The organism is Stenotrophomonas sp. NY11291 (assembly GCF_023277365.1).
Classification (GTDB): domain Bacteria; phylum Pseudomonadota; class Gammaproteobacteria; order Xanthomonadales; family Xanthomonadaceae; genus Stenotrophomonas; species Stenotrophomonas geniculata.
On the sequence record NZ_CP096975.1, the window covers coordinates 3,085,814 to 3,101,980 of the forward strand.

15 protein-coding genes are annotated in these 16,167 nt (G+C 67.2%); 4 read left to right on the forward strand and 11 right to left on the reverse strand.

Annotated elements, in window-relative coordinates; translation table 11 throughout:
- Positions 1-156: 156 nt before the first annotated feature.
- The 5 genes from mtnA to ligA form a co-directional block, all read right to left on the reverse strand.
- On the reverse strand, positions 157-1,221 hold the full coding sequence (mtnA, locus tag M1L61_RS14470) for an S-methyl-5-thioribose-1-phosphate isomerase (protein WP_010480489.1): 1,065 nt from the start codon (positions 1,219-1,221) through the stop codon (positions 157-159).
- A gap of 47 nt (positions 1,222-1,268) precedes the next feature.
- On the reverse strand, positions 1,269-1,997 hold the full coding sequence (locus tag M1L61_RS14475; protein ID WP_010480486.1) for a DUF3011 domain-containing protein: 729 nt from the start codon (positions 1,995-1,997) through the stop codon (positions 1,269-1,271).
- 142 nt (positions 1,998-2,139) lie between these two features.
- A complete protein-coding gene (epmA, locus tag M1L61_RS14480) occupies positions 2,140-3,096 on the reverse strand; it encodes an EF-P lysine aminoacylase EpmA (protein ID WP_283102606.1) in 957 nt (318 codons plus the stop codon).
- Complete coding sequence (locus M1L61_RS14485; RefSeq protein WP_019337316.1) at positions 3,093-3,578, reverse strand: GNAT family N-acetyltransferase; 486 nt, start codon at positions 3,576-3,578, stop codon at positions 3,093-3,095. Before M1L61_RS14485 ends, epmA begins: the two co-directional genes overlap by 4 nt.
- A gap of 50 nt (positions 3,579-3,628) precedes the next feature.
- Positions 3,629-6,100 (reverse strand): NAD-dependent DNA ligase LigA, encoded by a 2,472-nt coding sequence (gene ligA / locus M1L61_RS14490; protein WP_248854786.1) that lies wholly within the window; start codon positions 6,098-6,100, stop codon positions 3,629-3,631.
- Positions 6,101-6,385: 285 nt separating this feature from the next.
- Between ligA and M1L61_RS14495 the strand changes: the two genes are divergently transcribed.
- The gene (locus M1L61_RS14495) at positions 6,386-7,516 is read left to right on the forward strand and encodes a pyridoxal phosphate-dependent aminotransferase (protein ID WP_248853705.1); all 1,131 of its coding nucleotides are present in this window, start codon (positions 6,386-6,388) and stop codon (positions 7,514-7,516) included.
- Positions 7,517-7,634: 118 nt separating this feature from the next.
- Here the strand turns inward: M1L61_RS14495 and zipA are convergent, their stop codons facing one another.
- The 6 genes from zipA to M1L61_RS14525 form a co-directional block, all read right to left on the reverse strand.
- The gene (gene zipA, locus M1L61_RS14500; protein WP_010480476.1) at positions 7,635-8,372 is read right to left on the reverse strand and encodes a cell division protein ZipA; all 738 of its coding nucleotides are present in this window, start codon (positions 8,370-8,372) and stop codon (positions 7,635-7,637) included.
- A 46-nt stretch (positions 8,373-8,418) separates the two neighbouring features.
- Positions 8,419-11,922, reverse strand: coding sequence for a chromosome segregation protein SMC (smc, locus tag M1L61_RS14505; protein ID WP_248853706.1), 3,504 nt, complete (start codon positions 11,920-11,922; stop codon positions 8,419-8,421).
- A 259-nt stretch (positions 11,923-12,181) separates the two neighbouring features.
- Positions 12,182-12,631, reverse strand: coding sequence for a 50S ribosomal protein L9 (rplI, locus tag M1L61_RS14510; protein ID WP_043398478.1), 450 nt, complete (start codon positions 12,629-12,631; stop codon positions 12,182-12,184).
- 105 nt (positions 12,632-12,736) lie between these two features.
- The gene (gene rpsR, locus M1L61_RS14515) at positions 12,737-12,967 is read right to left on the reverse strand and encodes a 30S ribosomal protein S18 (RefSeq protein ID WP_002804494.1); all 231 of its coding nucleotides are present in this window, start codon (positions 12,965-12,967) and stop codon (positions 12,737-12,739) included.
- A gap of 11 nt (positions 12,968-12,978) precedes the next feature.
- A complete protein-coding gene (gene rpsF / locus M1L61_RS14520) occupies positions 12,979-13,416 on the reverse strand; it encodes a 30S ribosomal protein S6 (protein ID WP_006452997.1) in 438 nt (145 codons plus the stop codon).
- A gap of 233 nt (positions 13,417-13,649) precedes the next feature.
- The gene (locus M1L61_RS14525) at positions 13,650-13,988 is read right to left on the reverse strand and encodes an iron-sulfur cluster assembly accessory protein (RefSeq protein WP_053443270.1); all 339 of its coding nucleotides are present in this window, start codon (positions 13,986-13,988) and stop codon (positions 13,650-13,652) included.
- A 128-nt stretch (positions 13,989-14,116) separates the two neighbouring features.
- Between M1L61_RS14525 and asnS the strand changes: the two genes are divergently transcribed.
- Genes asnS through M1L61_RS14540 form a run of 3 tightly spaced genes read left to right on the forward strand, consistent with a single transcriptional unit; the run spans position 14,117 to position 16,162 of the window.
- A complete protein-coding gene (gene asnS, locus M1L61_RS14530) occupies positions 14,117-15,511 on the forward strand; it encodes an asparagine--tRNA ligase (protein ID WP_049482475.1) in 1,395 nt (464 codons plus the stop codon).
- 29 nt (positions 15,512-15,540) lie between these two features.
- A complete protein-coding gene (locus M1L61_RS14535) occupies positions 15,541-15,840 on the forward strand; it encodes a hypothetical protein (RefSeq protein ID WP_043398470.1) in 300 nt (99 codons plus the stop codon).
- A gap of 7 nt (positions 15,841-15,847) precedes the next feature.
- Positions 15,848-16,162 (forward strand): hypothetical protein, encoded by a 315-nt coding sequence (locus tag M1L61_RS14540; protein WP_006453002.1) that lies wholly within the window; start codon positions 15,848-15,850, stop codon positions 16,160-16,162.
- The last annotated feature ends 5 nt before the right edge of the window (positions 16,163-16,167 follow it).

The following is a 16,167-nucleotide window of genomic DNA, read 5'->3' on the forward strand; positions in this document are numbered from 1 at the left end:
TTTCCGCCTCCCTTTACGGGGATTTTACCGGCACAAATCAGGAACTTAGGGCCCCATACCGCCCCTGTAGCGCCGAGCCCATGCTCGGCTGCGGCGGATTTGCTGGCTGAGCCGAGCGTGGGCTCGGCTCTACAGACATCCGCGACCCTGCCCGCCTCAGCCGCCGAAGGCGGCGCGCATGTTGTCGGCGGTCGGGTTCAGGATCACCCCGCGCTCGGTCACGATGGCATCGATCAGCTCGCCCGGAGTGACGTCGAACACCGGGTTCCAGGCGGCAATGCCTTCGGCCACGGTGCGGGTCCCGCCCACGCCATACAGCTCGCCCGGGTCACGCTGCTCGATCTCGATCTGGCTGCCGTCCACGGTTTCCATGTCCACGGTCGAGGACGGCGCCACCACCATGAACTTGACCCCGTGATGGCGGGCGGCAATGGCCAGCTGGTAGGTACCGATCTTGTTGGCGGTATCGCCGTTGGCACAGATACGGTCGGCACCCACGATCACCCACTGCACGGCACCGGTCTTCATCAGGTGCGAGGCGGCCGAATCGGCAATCAGGGTGGCGTCGATGCCATCCTGCTGCAGCTCCCACACGGTCAGACGTGCGCCCTGCAGCCACGGACGAGTCTCGCCGGCAAATACCCGGGCGATGCGGTGCTGGGCCATGCCGGCACGGATCACGCCCAACGCGGTACCGAAGCCGGCGGTGGCCAGCGAGCCGGTGTTGCAATGGGTCAGCACGCCGCTACCGGCCTCGATCAGGCCGGCGCCCAGCGCGCCCATGTGGCGGTTGGCCGCCAGGTCTTCCTCGGCGATGGCCTGCGCCTCCGCTTCCAGCGCGGCCTTCCAGTCGGCACCGGCGGCATTCAGGCAGCGGCGCATGCGCGCCAGCGCCCAGGCCAGGTTGACAGCGGTCGGGCGCGACGCGTTCAAGCGCTGCAGCGCCGGCTCCAGCTGCTGCAGCGCATGCGCGCCATCAGCGGCCTGCACGTCACGTGCGGCCAGCACCACGCCCCAGGCCGCGGCAATGCCGATGGCCGGCGCGCCACGCACGGTCAGCGCGTGGATGGCGGCGGCAACCTCGTCACTGTCATGGCAGACCACGTGCTCGACCACGAACGGCAGCTTGCGCTGGTCCAGCAGTTGCAGGGCATCGCCGGTCCAGAGGATCGGGCGGATGTGGTCATAACGGGCGTAGTCGATGTCGGAGGCAGTGTTCATGGCCCCATTGTAGGGCCACGCCCCGCGCGGTTGGAGCCTGCCCCGGCTCAATTCACCGAGAATTCGGCGCGGCAGCCGCCGTCCACCCAGATCCCGTTGCGGTTCCAGCCCCAGGTGTTGCCTTCCTCGCACGGGGTGCTGGACAACTGTTCGGTGACGACGGCGCCGACCGAAATGCTCGCGCCACAGAAGCGGCGCTTCTTCGACTTCGACTCGCAGGTCAGGCGGCGCGGCACGTCGACAAAACGGCCGTCCTCGTCCGCCACTTCGAAATCGCCCTGGCAACCACGGCTGGTCCAGACTTCATTGCGCTTGTAGCCCCAGCCCTGCCCTTCGCGGCACGGCAGCACCGACAACTGGCGCAGCAGGCGCACCGGCGCCCCGTCCAGGCGCACCGGGCAACTCTGCGGGCGGCCATTGGATTCGCAGCGCACCACACGGCGGACCAGGCGCTTGCCTTCCGTTGCCGCAGGCGCTGCACCTTGCGCTCGACGCGCACGGAACTCGGCCCGACAGCCCAGGGTAACCCACACGCCACTGCGGTCGGTGCCCCACTCGCTGCCACGGATGCAGCTGTTGCTGGACAGCTGGCGCACAAGGTCGATGCCATTGCTGACGTCGATATCGCAATGCACCCAGCCCATGTCGCGCGATTCGCAGGTCACCACTTCGCCGTCATAGCCCGCCTGCTGGGCCGACGCCGATGACGGCAGCCAGGCACCCCAGAGCGCGATGGAGTACACCGGTGCAGCGACAACCGCAAACCACTTGACCAAAGCCTTCCCCAGCAGGAATGGATGAACTGCGTGCCAGTGTCCGGCATCTGCCGTGATAAGAGCATCATCCCGCTTACCGAAGCAAGCGCAGAAACGCGGAATTCCGTTCAGTCTTCGATGTTCAGGAACGTGCGCACCGCGCTCACGCGTGGGCGAAGTCGTAGGCCAGCACATCGGCGATACGCGGCGTGCGGTTCATCGCCATCAGCAACCGATCAACACCCACCGCCACGCCGGCGCAGGCGGGCATCGAGGGCAATGCGGCCAGCAATGCTTTGTCCAGTGCCGGCTGCACCTGGCCGCGCTCATGGCGGCGCTGCAGGTCGCGCTGGAAACGCGCACGCTGCTCGTGGGCGTCGTTCAGTTCGTGATAGCCATTGGCCAGTTCCACTGCCCCCAGGTACAGCTCGAAACGCTCCGCCAGTGGCGGCGTGCCGGCACGGATGCGTGCCAATGCGGCCTGGCTGGCGGGCCAATCGTGGACCACGGTCATCACCGCGTCATCGAAATGCGGCTGGATATGATGGGTCATCAGCAGATCCAGCCAGTCATCGCGGGTCAGCCCGACCGGGTCGATGTGCACCTCGCCCAGCGCGGCACGCAGCGCAGCCTCATCGGCATCGAACGGATCCACGCCCACGTACTGCTGGAACAGCTCGCGGTAGCTGAGCACACGCAGCGTCGCACTGCGCCCGACCAGGGCCAGCGCCTGGCCAACCAGCTCGGCGGTTTCCTGCACCAGGCGATGGTGGTCCCAACCGACCCGGTACCACTCCAGCATGGTGAATTCCGGATTGTGGCGGCCGCCCGCCTCGCCGTTGCGGAACACCCGGCCCAGTTCGTAACAGTCACCCACGCCCGCCGCCAGCAGGCGCTTGAGCGGATACTCCGGCGAGGTGCGCAGCCAGCGGCGGCGTCCGCCGGCATCGACATGGCCGGTGAAATCGGTATGGAAGCTGTCGATGTTCGGCTCGGTGTTGCCGGCCACCGACAGGATCGGCGTCTCCACCTCCAGCACGTCGCGCTCGGCGAAGAAGCGGCGCACCAGCGCATTGAGCGCGGCGCGCTGCTGCAGCATGCGCAGCAGGGCCTCGCTCACAGGATGCCCTCCGGGCGCGGGTGGTCCAGCGGCAGAGTCAGCAGATCGCGGGTGTCATCGATGTAGCCGCTGGCCAGGTACAGGCGCCGGGCCAGTTCGTTGTGGTGGTTCACTTCCAGGCGCAGGCGACTGACGCCACGACCCCGTGCGCGCTGTTCGCAGATGGCCAGCGCCTGCTTGCCGCGGCCACGACCGCGCGCGCGATGGCTCAGGTACAGCTCGTCCAGCAGCATGAAGTGGCCGCCCTGCTCCAGGCTGAAGCCCATCGCGATCACTGCGTAGCCGACCACCTCGCCCGCCTCGTCCAGCCACAGCAGTACTTCGCCATTGCGCGGGTCAGCCAGCAGCGCATCCACACCGCGACGCACGCGCGCGTCATCGAAGTCGATCCTGTCTTCGGCGTAGAACTCGCGCATCAACGCGATCAGCGGCTCTTCGTCAGCTCGGGTAGCCAGGCGGAAATCCAGCGGGGCGGTCTGCATCGGTGTTCCTTTGTGTTTCATGCCGGGCGCAGGGGCACCCGGCGGGGTCATCATTCGTGTTCGGCAAGATAGGCCAGCAGGCGGTCTTCGTCCCACACCGGCACGCCCAGCGACTGTGCCTTGTCCAGCTTGGAGCCTGCCTCGGTACCGGCCACCACAAAGCTGGTCTTCTTCGAGACGCTGCCGGAGACCTTGGCGCCCAGCGCCTCCAGGCGCTCCTTGGCGGCATCGCGGGTGAGCTGCGCCAGGGTGCCGGTGAGCACCACGGTCTGCCCGTCCAGCGGGCCCGCAACGATCTCGGCCAGCGCCGGCGCCTTGGCCAGGATCTGCTGCATCGCCTTCTCGGCGGCCAACAGCATCGCGCCATGGCCTTCGGCGTCCAGCCACTCCGCTAGACCGCGCGCAGTGTCGTCCGGTAGGCCGGCGTTGACGAACTGGCCATGCTCGGCGTCGAGCACCGCCTGCGCGCCAGGCAGCGCAGCCACCAGCTTTTCCGCGCGCAGGCGGGTAATGCCGGGGATCTCCGACTCGACCAACAGCTGCGCCAGATCCAGGCCCTCGCGCAGCTTGGCACTGGGCGCGTGCACATCGCTGATGCGCACCTGGCCAACCTGCAACAGGTCATCGATGGCCTGCTGGTTGCCCTGCTGCTCGAAGAAATGGCCGAGCGAGCGCGCCACTTCGCCACCGATGTCCGGCACACGCTTGAACAACGGCCACGGCAGATGGCGGATCAGCTCCAGGTCACCGAACCACTGCGCCAGCGCCTTGGCCGTGCTTTCGCCCACATGCTCGATGCCGAGCGCGAACAGCAGGCGCTCCAGCGTGGCAGCACGACTGGCGTCGATCGCCGCGATCAGGTTGTCGGCCCACTTGGTGGCGATCTTCTTCGTGTTCCATTCGAAGCTGGCCGGCTGCACCAGCGCCTGCGCGCGCCAGCCCGGATCGTTGCCGTCCAGCTTCAGCACTGCATTGAGCACCGCACCACTGCCCTCGGCGGGCAGATGCAGCTTCAGCGCAGCGGCCAGTGCTGACGGATCCTCGGCGTCCAGTACCAGTTTCAGGTGCAGCAGCTGGTCACGGCTGAGGCGGTACAGATCGGCCACGCTCTTGACGATGCCGGCGTCGACCAGGGTTTCGATGTACTTGTCACCCAGGCCATCGATGTCCATCGCGCGGCGCGAAGCGAAATGGGCGATGGCTTCCTTGCGCTGCGCCGGGCAGGACAGTTCGCCCGAACAACGCCACGCCGCCGCCCCCTCCTCACGCACGATCTCCGAACCACAGACCGGGCAGCGCGTCGGCATCTGCCACGGCGTGGTGCCCTGCGGGCGGCGGTCGAGGATGACGCTGACCACTTCGGGAATGACATCGCCAGCACGCCGCACGATCACGCTGTCGCCGACGCGCACATCCAGGCGTGCGATCTGGTCGGCGTTGTGCAGCGTGGCGTTGGACACGATCACGCCGGCCACGGCCACCGGCGCCAGGCGCGCGACCGGTGTGGCCGCACCGGTGCGGCCGATCTGGATCTCGATCGCCTCCACCGTGGTGCTCTGTTCCTGCGCCGGGAATTTGTGCGCGATGGCCCAGCGCGGCGCGCGCGAAACGAAGCCCATCGCCTGCTGACCCGCACGATCATCGAGCTTGTAGACCACGCCATCGATATCGAACGGCAGGCCATCACGGCGCTCACCGATGTCGCGGTAGTAGCCGAGCAGGCCGTCGGTGCCGTCCACCACCTTGCACAGCTCACTGACCGGAAAGCCCCAGGTACCGAGCTGGGCCAGGATGCCCGAATGGGTGTCCGGCAGTTCGCCGCCCTGCACTTCGCCGGTGCCGTAGGCGAAGAAACTCAGCCTGCGCTGCGCACTGATCTTCGGATCGAGCTGGCGCAGCGAGCCGGCCGCGGCGTTGCGCGGATTGGCCAGCACCTTGCCACCGTGCTGGCGTGCACGTTCGTTGTAGGCCTCGAAATCGGCGCGCGCCATGTAGACCTCGCCGCGTACTTCCAGCACATCCGGCCAGTCCTTGCCGTGCAGGCGCTTGGGAATGTCACCGATCTCGCGCAGGTTGGCGGTCACGTCCTCGCCGGTACTGCCATCGCCACGGGTCGCGCCGAGCACGAAATGACCCTCTTCGTAGCGCAGGCTGATCGCCAGGCCGTCCATCTTCGGCTCGGCCGAGAACCGTAGGCTGCGACGACCCAGGCGCTCATCGATGCGGCGCACGAAATCGGCCACTTCTTCATCGCTGAAGGCATTGGACAGCGACAACATCGGTACCGCGTGGCGCACCTCCGGGAAACGGCCGGAGGGCCGCGCACCGACCTGCTGGGTCGGGCTGTCGGCACGGGCCAGTTCCGGGTGCTCGCGCTCCAGCGCTTCCAGCTCGCGCACCATCCGGTCGTAGTCGACGTCAGGGATCTCCGGCGCGTCCAGCTCGTGGTAGGCGCGGTTGGCCTGGGCGATCTGCCGGCGGAGGTCTTCGGCGCGTTCGGCTGGGCTGGGGCTCATCGGGATCCGGTGGTTCTGGGATGGCCGGGAATTCTACCGCGCCCGGCCGTCAGGCCCGGTAACGGCCCCGCTTCTGTAGCGTCGAGCCATGCTCGACTGCTCCCCCCTCCGCTCTGGCAGGTGCCAACCGTCTCCCTCGTTCCGGTAGGTGCCAACCTTCTCCCCGCTCCGGTAGGTGCCAACCTTGGTTGGCACGTCTGTAGTCGAGCACGGCTCGACGCTGCAAATGCAGCTTGCCGCCCACCCTCACCGGCGCTAGCGTGCGACGGTCTGCCCTTCGGAATCCTGCCCGTGCCCCTGCCCGCTTCCCGTCGACGCTTCCTGCAACTGGCCAGTGCTGGCCTCGCCGTCGCCGGCAGCGGGCTGCCGCAGCTCGGCCATGCCCAACCCGCGACAGCCGCCGCCCCCGCCCCCGCCCCCGCCGAAGGTGCGGTGCTGCTGAATTTCAACGAATGCCCCTACGGCCCCTCGCCCGCAGCCCAGCAGGCGGCACGCGACAGCATCGCCGGTTGCGGCCGCTACCGTTTCGCACTGGCCGGACAGGTGCGCGACGCCTTCATCGAACAGGCACGCATTCCGGCTGATCACGTGCGGTTGTATCCGGGTTCCAGCGAACCGCTGAACCGTGCCGCCGTGCTATGGACCGGCCCGCTGGCGGGACTGGTAGTCGCCGACCCGACCTTCGAGACGCTGGGCGAGGTCGCCGCCGCACACGGTGCGCACGTGCAGAAAGTGCCGCTGCGCGACGACGGCGCACATGACCTGCGTGCAATGGTTGCCGCCGCGCATGCACGCCCGACCGGACTGCTGTATGTGTGCAACCCGAACAACCCGACCGGCTCGATCAGCCCACCGGATGAGCTTGCCTGGCTGCTGGCCCACAAGCCCGCCTCCACCCGCGTGCTGCTGGACGAGGCCTACCTGCAGTACAGCGAGCAGCCGAGCCTGATTGCGCAGGTGGCGCAGCGCGACGACCTGATCGTGTTGCGCACGTTCTCCAAGCTTTATGGCATGGCCGGCCTGCGACTGGGCGTGGCGGCCGCGCATCCCGACCGCCTGCGCGAACTGGCCAGCCTGGGCGACAACCCGCTGCCCGTGCCGGCACTGGCCGCTGCACTGGCCAGCCTGCGCGATCCGCAGTTGATTCCTCAGCGCCGCCTGCAGAATGCCAAGGTGCGGCAGGCCACCATCGCGTGGCTGGGCAAGCGTGGTTTCAGCTGCGTGCGGTCGGAAGCGAACTGCTTCGTGGTCGACGTCCGGCGCGATGGCAGCGCGTTCGCCAAGGCAATGGCCGACAACGGCGTGGTGATCGGGCGAAGCTGGCCGATCTGGCCACAGCGCGTGCGCGTGACCGTCGGCACCGAAGAGGAGATGGCCGCGTTCCGCAATGCGTTCGCGAAGGTGGCCGGCGTACCGGCCTGACCCTGTTGGTGGGGGCGAACCTTGGTTCGCCCCATCCACGCATGGCGCGGATCTACTGTTGTGGGTGCCAATCGTTGGTCGGGGTGGGTGCCGACCGTTGGTCGGCACGCCATGCCGCTTACCAGCGCGGGGTCTTGGTCAACGGCGGAGCCTGGTGCTGACGGTCATAGGCGCGCAGCTCGTCACGGATGTGCGCGATGCGCTGGCGCCCCAGGGCGTTGCGGCTGTCATCCAGCACAACGCCATCCAGCAGCTCGGCCATGCGCTGCACGGTCGGCAGCATTTTCTCCCAGGCATCCAGCGCGGTCAGCGGCGCCGGCAGGGTCAGGAAGAAGGCGATGGCCGGGGTCTCCATGGCACGGATGTTGGCCATGTCGAAGCTGCCCGGCTTCATGATGCTGGCCATCGAGAAGATCGGGCCGCGCTCGGGGTGGCCTTCCACCAGGCGGTGGAACACGTTCATGTGGCCGAACACCAGGCCGGTCTTTTCGGCCGCCACCACGATGTCTTCGCCACGCAGCTGTTCGCCGGCCCGAGCGGCCACGAACAGCGAGACGATCTTGTCGAAGTCCTGGGTGGCGCGCTTGCCGAGGTCGCTGGCGCCCGGATCGGTTTCGCCCAGGCCGAGTTCGGCCTGCTCACCTTCCGTGCCCATGCCCGGTTCGACGCGGCCATCGGCCACGGTGACGCCGTCTTCGCCCAGCACCGGCTCGCGGCGCTCGCCGCTGTTCGGTTCCGCGCTTTCCACGCGGCGGCCCTGGGGCTTCTTCTTCGGACGGCCAAACAGGAAGATCGCGGCGATCAACAGCAGGCCGGCGGCCAGGATGCCGATGCGCAACAGTGCCGTGTCGGACATTCGATAGGTTCTCCGGCTAGTTCATTCAGGTAACTAGGATGGCACGTCAGGCCGCGCCCGCCAATCGCGCGGCTTCTTCCAGGTCCACGCTGACCAGGCGGCTGACGCCCGGCTCGCGCATGGTCACGCCCGACAACTGGTGCGCGGCCTCCATCGTCGCCTTGTTGTGGCTGACGAACAGGAACTGCACCTTTTCGCTCATTTCCTTGACCATGTTGGCCAGGCGGCCGACGTTGGCTTCGTCCAGCGGCGCATCCACCTCGTCCAGCAGGCAGAACGGTGCTGGATTCAGCTGGAAGATGGCGAACACCAGCGCCACCGCAGTCATCGCCTTTTCGCCGCCGGACAGCAGCGAGATGCTGGACACGCGCTTGCCCGGCGGACGCGCCATGATGGTCACACCGGTGTCGAGCAGGTCTTCACCGGTCAGCTCCAGGTAGGCGTGGCCACCGCCGAACAGGCGCGGGTACAGCGCCTGCACGCCGGCGTTGACGCGGTCGAAGGTGTCCTTGAAGCGGCCACGGGTCTCGCGGTCGATCTTGCGGATCGCATCTTCCAGGGTTTCCAGCGCCGTGGTCAGGTCGGTGTGCTGCGAATCCAGGTAGTCCGAGCGCTGCGACGCCTCACCGTACTCGTGGATGGCGGCCAGATTGACCGGCTCCAGCCGGCGCATGCGGCCATCGATCTGGTGCACGGCCTGCTCCCAGTCGCCCAGGCGGGCATCCTCGGGCAGCGCATTGAGCACGTCCTGCAGTACGAAACCGGCCTTCTCCACCGCCCCCTGCAGGGTCTCCGCGCTGAGCACCAGCGCCTGCTGGTCCAGCTTGCGCTGCGAAATGCGTTCGCGCTGGGCCAGCGCCTGTTCGTCGCGCTGGTGGCGGGTCTGTTCGTAGTTGCGCAGTTCGGCATCGATGCCGTCCAGCAACGTGCGCGCCTCGGTCAGCACGCGGTCGGCGCGGACGCGCTCTTCCAATGCGTTCTGATGTTCGGCCTGCAGCGATTCGACCGGCGAATCGCCCTCATCCAGCTGCGAATGCAGTTCGCCCAGGCGCGAATCCAACTGCCCGCGCTGGGTACCCATGCGCTCCAGTGCCTGGCTCAGTGAGGCCAGCTGCGCCCGCTGCGATTCCAGGGTCAGGGCCAGCGAGTGCGACCGCTCGCGCACCGCACGTGCAGCGTCGCGGGCCAGGTCGCGGGCCTCGGTCAGCTGGCGGCGCTCGCCCTCCAGCCGCTGCCGGGTCGATTCCAGGTCGCCCATGCTGCTGACCGCGTTCTCCAACCGCGAGCGCGCCTCACGCGCCTGCTCGTTGTTGGCTTCCAGCGTGTCCTGCAGCTGCTTCAGCTCACCTTCGATGCGGTCGATGCGCGTGCGCGCGGCCTCCACCTTGCCCTGCTGGCCCTGCAGCTGGCCGGCCAGTTCAGAGACCGCGCGATGGGCCTGGTACAGCGCACGCTGCGCGTCTTCGCGCTGCTGTTCGGCGGCCTGCAACTGCTCGCGGAAGCCTGCCAGCTGTTCCTCCAGCTCGGCCTCGCGGTCCTGCAGCTGCTCGATCTGCTCACGCAGTTCGTTGATCTCACGTTCGCGCAGCAGCGCGCCCTGCTGGGCCGCACCGGAACGCGATACGCGCAGCCAGCCCTGACCCAGGCGCTCGCCACTTTGGGTGATGATCGAATCGCCTTCCGGCAGGCTGGCCTGCAGCGTCTTGGCTTCGGCCAGATCCCTGGCACCGTGCAGGTGCGCCAGCAGGCGCCGGATCGCTGCCGGGCCACGCACGCGTGCAGCCAGCGAGGTCGGCGCGACCTTCAGGTCCGCGCCATCGTTGGCGACCAGTGCAATGTGGCCCTCGCCCAGTTCGCCCAGCGCGTCGACCAGGCTGGCCGGGTCATCGACCAGCACGCCTTCGATCAACTGGCCAAGCGCGCTTTCCACCGCGTTTTCCCAACCGGCATCCACGTCCAGGCGTTCGCCGACGCGCGCCGCCGAATCCAGCCCGCGCGCCTTCAGCCAGGCCACGGCCGCGCCCTGCTCCTGGCCCAGTGCGGCCTGCTGCAGGGTTTCCAGCGAGGCCAGGCGACCGCGCAGGCCGTTGGCCTGCTTGCGCAGTTCAGCCAGTTCGTTCTGGCCATTCCGCTGCTGCTCCTGCACGGCCGCCACGCCCTGCTTGCGCAGCTCGACGTCTTCGCTCAATTCATCCAGCGCGGTCTTCTGCGTGTCGTGCTGCAGGTGCAGCTGCTCGAAGGCTTCTTCCAGCGCATCCACGTCCAGGCCGGCGCGTTCGGCGGCCAGGGCCTCGCGACGCCGGTCGGCGTCGAGGATCTGCTTGTCCAGGTAGTCCACGCGCGTGCGCTCGACATCGCCGGCGCGCGAGGCTTCCGAACTCTGCGAGGTGTGCTGTTCCCAGCGCTGCTGCCAGCTGGCCAGCCGCTCTTCAGCCTCACGCAGGCTTTCTTGCTTGATCTCGTGTTCTTCCTGCAGTGCTTCCAGCTGCGGAGTGGCGGCCTCCACTGCCTCACGCAGCACCATCAGCTTCGCCTCGTCGCCACTGATGTGCTGGCCCAGTTCGGCCAATGCCTGACGGGTCTCGTCGCGTGCCTTGAGCAGGCGCTGCGACAGCTCGCGCTGGTGCTGGATCTGCTGTTCCAGGCGCGCCAGCGTGCTGCCGACCTGGTAGACCGCCGCCTGCGCGGTGTTGAGCGCATCGGCGGCCTCTTCGCGGCGTACCCGCGAGGTCTCGATGCGGGCCTCGGCGTCACGCTGGTCGGCGATCAGCTGCTGCAGCCTCGTCTCTTCCTGCGACAGGCCTTCGCGCAGCTTCGACAGGCGCCCGTCGAGGCCGCGGAATTCCAGCGCCTTCCACTCGGCATCCTTGACCCGGCGCTCTTCCTGCAGGGCCTGGTACTGCTCGGCCTGCTTGGCCTGGCGCTTGAGGTGCTCCAGCTGCTTGCTGATCTCGTCGCGCAGGTCGCCCAGCCGGTCCAGGTTCTCGCGGGTGTGGCGGATGCGGGTCTCGGTCTCCTTGCGGCGCTCCTTGTATTTGGAGATGCCGGCCGCCTCTTCCAGGTAGACGCGCAGGTCTTCCGGGCGTGCCTCGATGATCTGGCTGATCATGCCCTGCTCGATGATCGAGTAGCTGCGCGGGCCCAGGCCGGTGCCGAGGAACAGATCGGTGATGTCGCGGCGGCGGCACTTGGTGCCGTTGAGGTAGTAGTTGCTGGTACCGTCGCGGCTGACCGTGCGCTTGACCGAGATTTCGTTGAACGAGGCGTACTCGCCCGAGATCGTGTGGTCGGAGTTGTCGAAGATCAGCTCGACCGTGGCCTGCGAGACCGGCTTGCGCGCGTTGGACCCGGAGAAGATCACGTCGGTCAGCGAGTCGCCACGCAGGCGGCTGGCCGAGCTCTCGCCCATGACCCAGCGCACGGCGTCGATGATGTTCGACTTGCCGCAACCATTGGGCCCCACCACGCCGGTCATGTTGGTCGGCAGGTGCAGGGTGGTCGGATCGACGAACGACTTGAAGCCGGACAGCTTGATCGTGGAAAGACGCATAGGGGTTCCGGACTGGGGCCGGCAAGCGGCCTGCGTTTACCCTCCAAGCCATTGATCCTGTTGGGATCGATGCCCGTGGAACGGGTGTGACGCCCTGAGTATACCGATGTGGCCGTGTTCTACGAATGGGCGTGGAACATTGTCCAGCCCCACCCCGTCGGCCAGAGGTGGCCCGACACCACGAAACGGAGCCATAAAACAAAACGGGCACCCTTGCGGGCGCCCGTTCTGCGGTGATGCCAGGCCTTGCGGCGTGGGATCAGGCTTCGGCGACGACGACAACCTTGACGGTGGTCTCGACGTCGGCGTGCAGGTGGATCAGCACGTCGTACTCGCCGATGTTGCGGAAGGCGCCTTCGCCCAGGATGACTTCGCTCTTGCTGACCGGCAGGCCGGCAGCGGTGAAGGCATCGGCGATTTCGCGGGCGCCGACCGAGCCGTACAGCTTGCCTTCGGTCGAAGCGTTGGCCGGGATGGTCACGCTCGCGCCGTCCAGCTTGGCCTTGCGGGCGTCAGCTTCGGCGTGGATGGCCTGGGCCTTGGCTTCGTACTCGGCGCGCTTGGCTTCGAACTCGGCCTTGTTGCTCTCGGTGGCCGGCACGGCCTTGCCCTGCGGCACGAGGAAGTTACGGCCGTAGCCCGGCTTCACGTCGACCAGGTCGCCCAGGTTGCCGAGGTTGGTGACTTTCTGCAGGAGGATCAGCTGCATGGTATTGCTCCAGATGAGTTATTCGTTAGCGAGGCGATGCCCCGCAACAAAGGCTGTCCGAATAGCTGGCACAGCGGGGGCGGCACCGGGCCGCCCCGCCGGGCATCAGACGTCGTGGTTGTCGGTGTACGGGATCAGGGCCAGGAAGCGAGCGCGCTTGACGGCGGTCGCCAGCTGGCGCTGGTACTTCGACTTGGTACCGGTGACGCGGCTCGGCACGATCTTGCCGTTCTCGGTCAGGTACTGGCGCAGGGTGTTGAGATCCTTGTAGTCGATCTCCTTCACACCTTCAGCCGTGAACTTGCAGAACTTGCGGCGACGGAAGAACTTGGACATGGGAAGGCTCCTTAGGCGGCAGAAGCGGCGTCGTCGCCGGCTTCGTTGTCAGCGGTGGTGGTGGACTCGCCTTCTTCGTCGTCACGACGACGGCGCTCACCGCGCTCCGGCTTGTCACCCTTCTCGTCCTTGCTCTTCATGATCAGCGACTGCTCGGTGTCAGCCTCGTCACGCTTGATGACCAGGTTGCGCAGCACGGCGTCGTTGAAGCGGAAGCTCTCGGTCAGTTCGTTCAGAACGGCCTGGTCGGCTTCGATGTTCATCAGCACGTAGTGGGCCTTCACCAGGTTCTGGATCGGGTACGCCAGCTGGCGGCGACCCCAGTCTTCCAGACGGTGGATGGTGCCGTTGCCGTTCTCGACCAGCGACTTGTAGCGCTCGATCATGGCCGGGACCTGCTCGCTCTGGTCCGGGTGGACCATGAACACGATTTCGTAATGACGACTCATGTTTTTTCTACCTTTCGGATGTGGCCTTGCGGCCGGACAGCCCCCCGCCGTTGAGACCGCGGTGGGGCAAGGGTTCCCGCCGGGTAGGCAGGAAGCCGCGCATTATGGCGCAGATGGGGAGGATGGGCAACCGGGGGTACCCGACATGCTGAACCGGGGTGCCCTGCCCCGGTGCCGATCAAGGTCGGCACCCACCAGGCGGGTAGCGCCGGGCCATGCCCGGCGGCCGGCCGTCAGGCCTTGTCGGCGTCGGTGGTGAAGCTCTCGCCGCAGCCACACTCGGCGGTGGCATTGGGGTTGCTGAACGTGAACGTCTCGCTCAGGCCGTGCTTGCCGAAGTCGATCACGGTGCCGTCCACCAGCGCCAGGCTCTTGGCGTCGACGTAGATCTTCACGCCGTCCTGGTCGAACACGGTATCGCCCTCGCGCTCGTCGCGGGCCAGGTCGGTGATGTGACCCCAGCCGGAGCAACCGGTCTTGGTCACGCCGAAACGCAGGCCCAGCGCGCCGGGGGTCTGGGCGATGAAGCGCTGCACGCGCTCGAAGGCAATGGGGGTCAGGCTGACGGCCATGGGGCTACTCCAGAGGTACGGGGACATTATAAGGAGCCGTTGCCGCGAAAAATGCCTCGCAAGCAGAACGCTGCAACCGGTAAACTCCCGTGTTCACAGATCGAGTCGATCAGCAGAGGATTCAAGTCATGACGGTGGTCAGCGTTGAACATGCGCTTGCCGGGAAGATCCCGGAAGGCGGCGAAGTCACGGTACGCGGATGGGTGCGCACGGTGCGCGGTTCAGCGAATCTGGCTTTCGTGAATGTGAGCGACGGCTCCTGCTTCGCCCCGATCCAGGTCGTGGCCGGCGACGGCCTGGCCAACTTCGACGAGATCAAGCGCCTGACCAGCGGCTGCTCGGTCATCGCCACCGGCACCCTGGTGAAGTCGCAGGGCAAGGGCCAGTCGTTCGAGATCCAGGCCAGCGCACTGGAAGTGGTCGGCTGGGTCGAAGACCCGCTCACCTACCCGATCCAGCCCAAGCCGATGTCGCCGGAGTTCCTGCGCGAAGTGGCACACCTGCGCCCGCGCACCAACCTGTTCGGTGCGGTCACCCGCATCCGCAACTGCCTGGCCCAGGCCGTGCACCGCTTCTTCCACGAGAACGGCTTCAACTGGATCAGCACCCCGATCATCACCACCTCCGACGCCGAAGGCGCCGGCCAGATGTTCCGCGTGTCCACCCTGGACATGGTGAACCTGCCGCGTGACGAGAAGGGCGCGATCGATTTCAGCCGTGACTTCTTCGGCAAGGAAACCTTCCTGACCGTGTCCGGCCAGCTGAACGTCGAGGCTTACTGCCTGGCGCTGAGCAAGGTCTACACCTTCGGCCCGACCTTCCGCGCCGAGAACAGCCACACCACCCGCCACCTGGCGGAATTCTGGATGATCGAGCCGGAAATCGCCTTCGCCGACCTGGCTGAAGACGCACGCCTGGCCGAAGAGTTCCTGAAGTACCTGTTCCGCGCGGTGCTGAACGAGCGCAGCGACGACCTGGCCTTCATCGCCGAGCGCGTGGACAAGAACGCAATCACCAAGCTGGAAGACTTCATCAACGCACCGTTCGAGCGCATCGACTACACCGATGCGGTCACCCTGCTGCAGAAGTCCGGCAGGAAGTTCGACTTCCCGGTCGAATGGGGCCTGGACCTGCAGACCGAGCACGAGCGCTGGCTGACCGAGGAACACGTCGGCCGCCCGGTGGTGGTGACCAACTATCCGGAGCACATCAAGGCCTTCTACATGCGCCTGAACGACGACGGCAAGACCGTCGCCGCGATGGACGTGCTGGCCCCGGGCATCGGCGAGATCATCGGCGGCAGCCAGCGCGAAGAGCGCCTGGACGTGCTGGATGCGCGCATGGCCCAGTTCGGCCTGGATCGCGAGCACTACAGCTGGTACCGCGATTTCCGCCGCTATGGTTCGGTGCCGCACGCCGGCTTCGGCCTGGGCTTCGAGCGCCTGGTGGTCTACGTCTGCGGGCTGTCCAACATCCGCGATGCGATCCCCTACCCGCGCGCCCCCGGCAGCGCGGACTTCTAAGCCCCACACGACCACGGAGGTACTGCCCCATGACCCTGTTCTTCGCCCTCTGTTTCGTCGGCGTTGCAGTGGCCGGGTTCAGTGCCTTCGTGATCTTCTGGCCGCTGACCCTGGTGCATGTGCGCGACCGCCATCCGGCGCTCGCCGAGCGCTTCGGCAGCGGCGCCTTCCTCAAACCCGATGCCCTGGCCTGGCTGCTGCGCCGCGACTATCGCAAGCAGCCGGACCGCTCGCTGTCCGGGCTGGCGACGCCGGCCTGGGTATCGCTGCTGACCCTGCTGGCCGGACTGGGCATGGCCGCCCTGCTCTGGCTGGCCTCGCTCTGGTAACACACCCATGAATGACATCACCGCCTCGCGCGACAGCTGGTGGCTGGCCAGCCTCGGCAACACCCTGATCTGGGCGCGCCTGCGCGTGCGCCCGGCCGGCACCGCCGAAGTGCTCGACAGCGATGGCAACACGCTGAGCTATGACAGCGAAGACACCGCCCGTTCGCAGCTGTTCGACGCCGAGTTCGTCGAGTACGACGGCCTCGACGAAGAAGACGCGCTGGTGCGCGGCTTCAGCCTGCACGAAGTGCAGCCGCCGCAGGCCGACAGCGACGAGGGCCTGCGTGGCCGCATGATCCAGTCGCTGGGCGGGCGCGCCTGAACCCA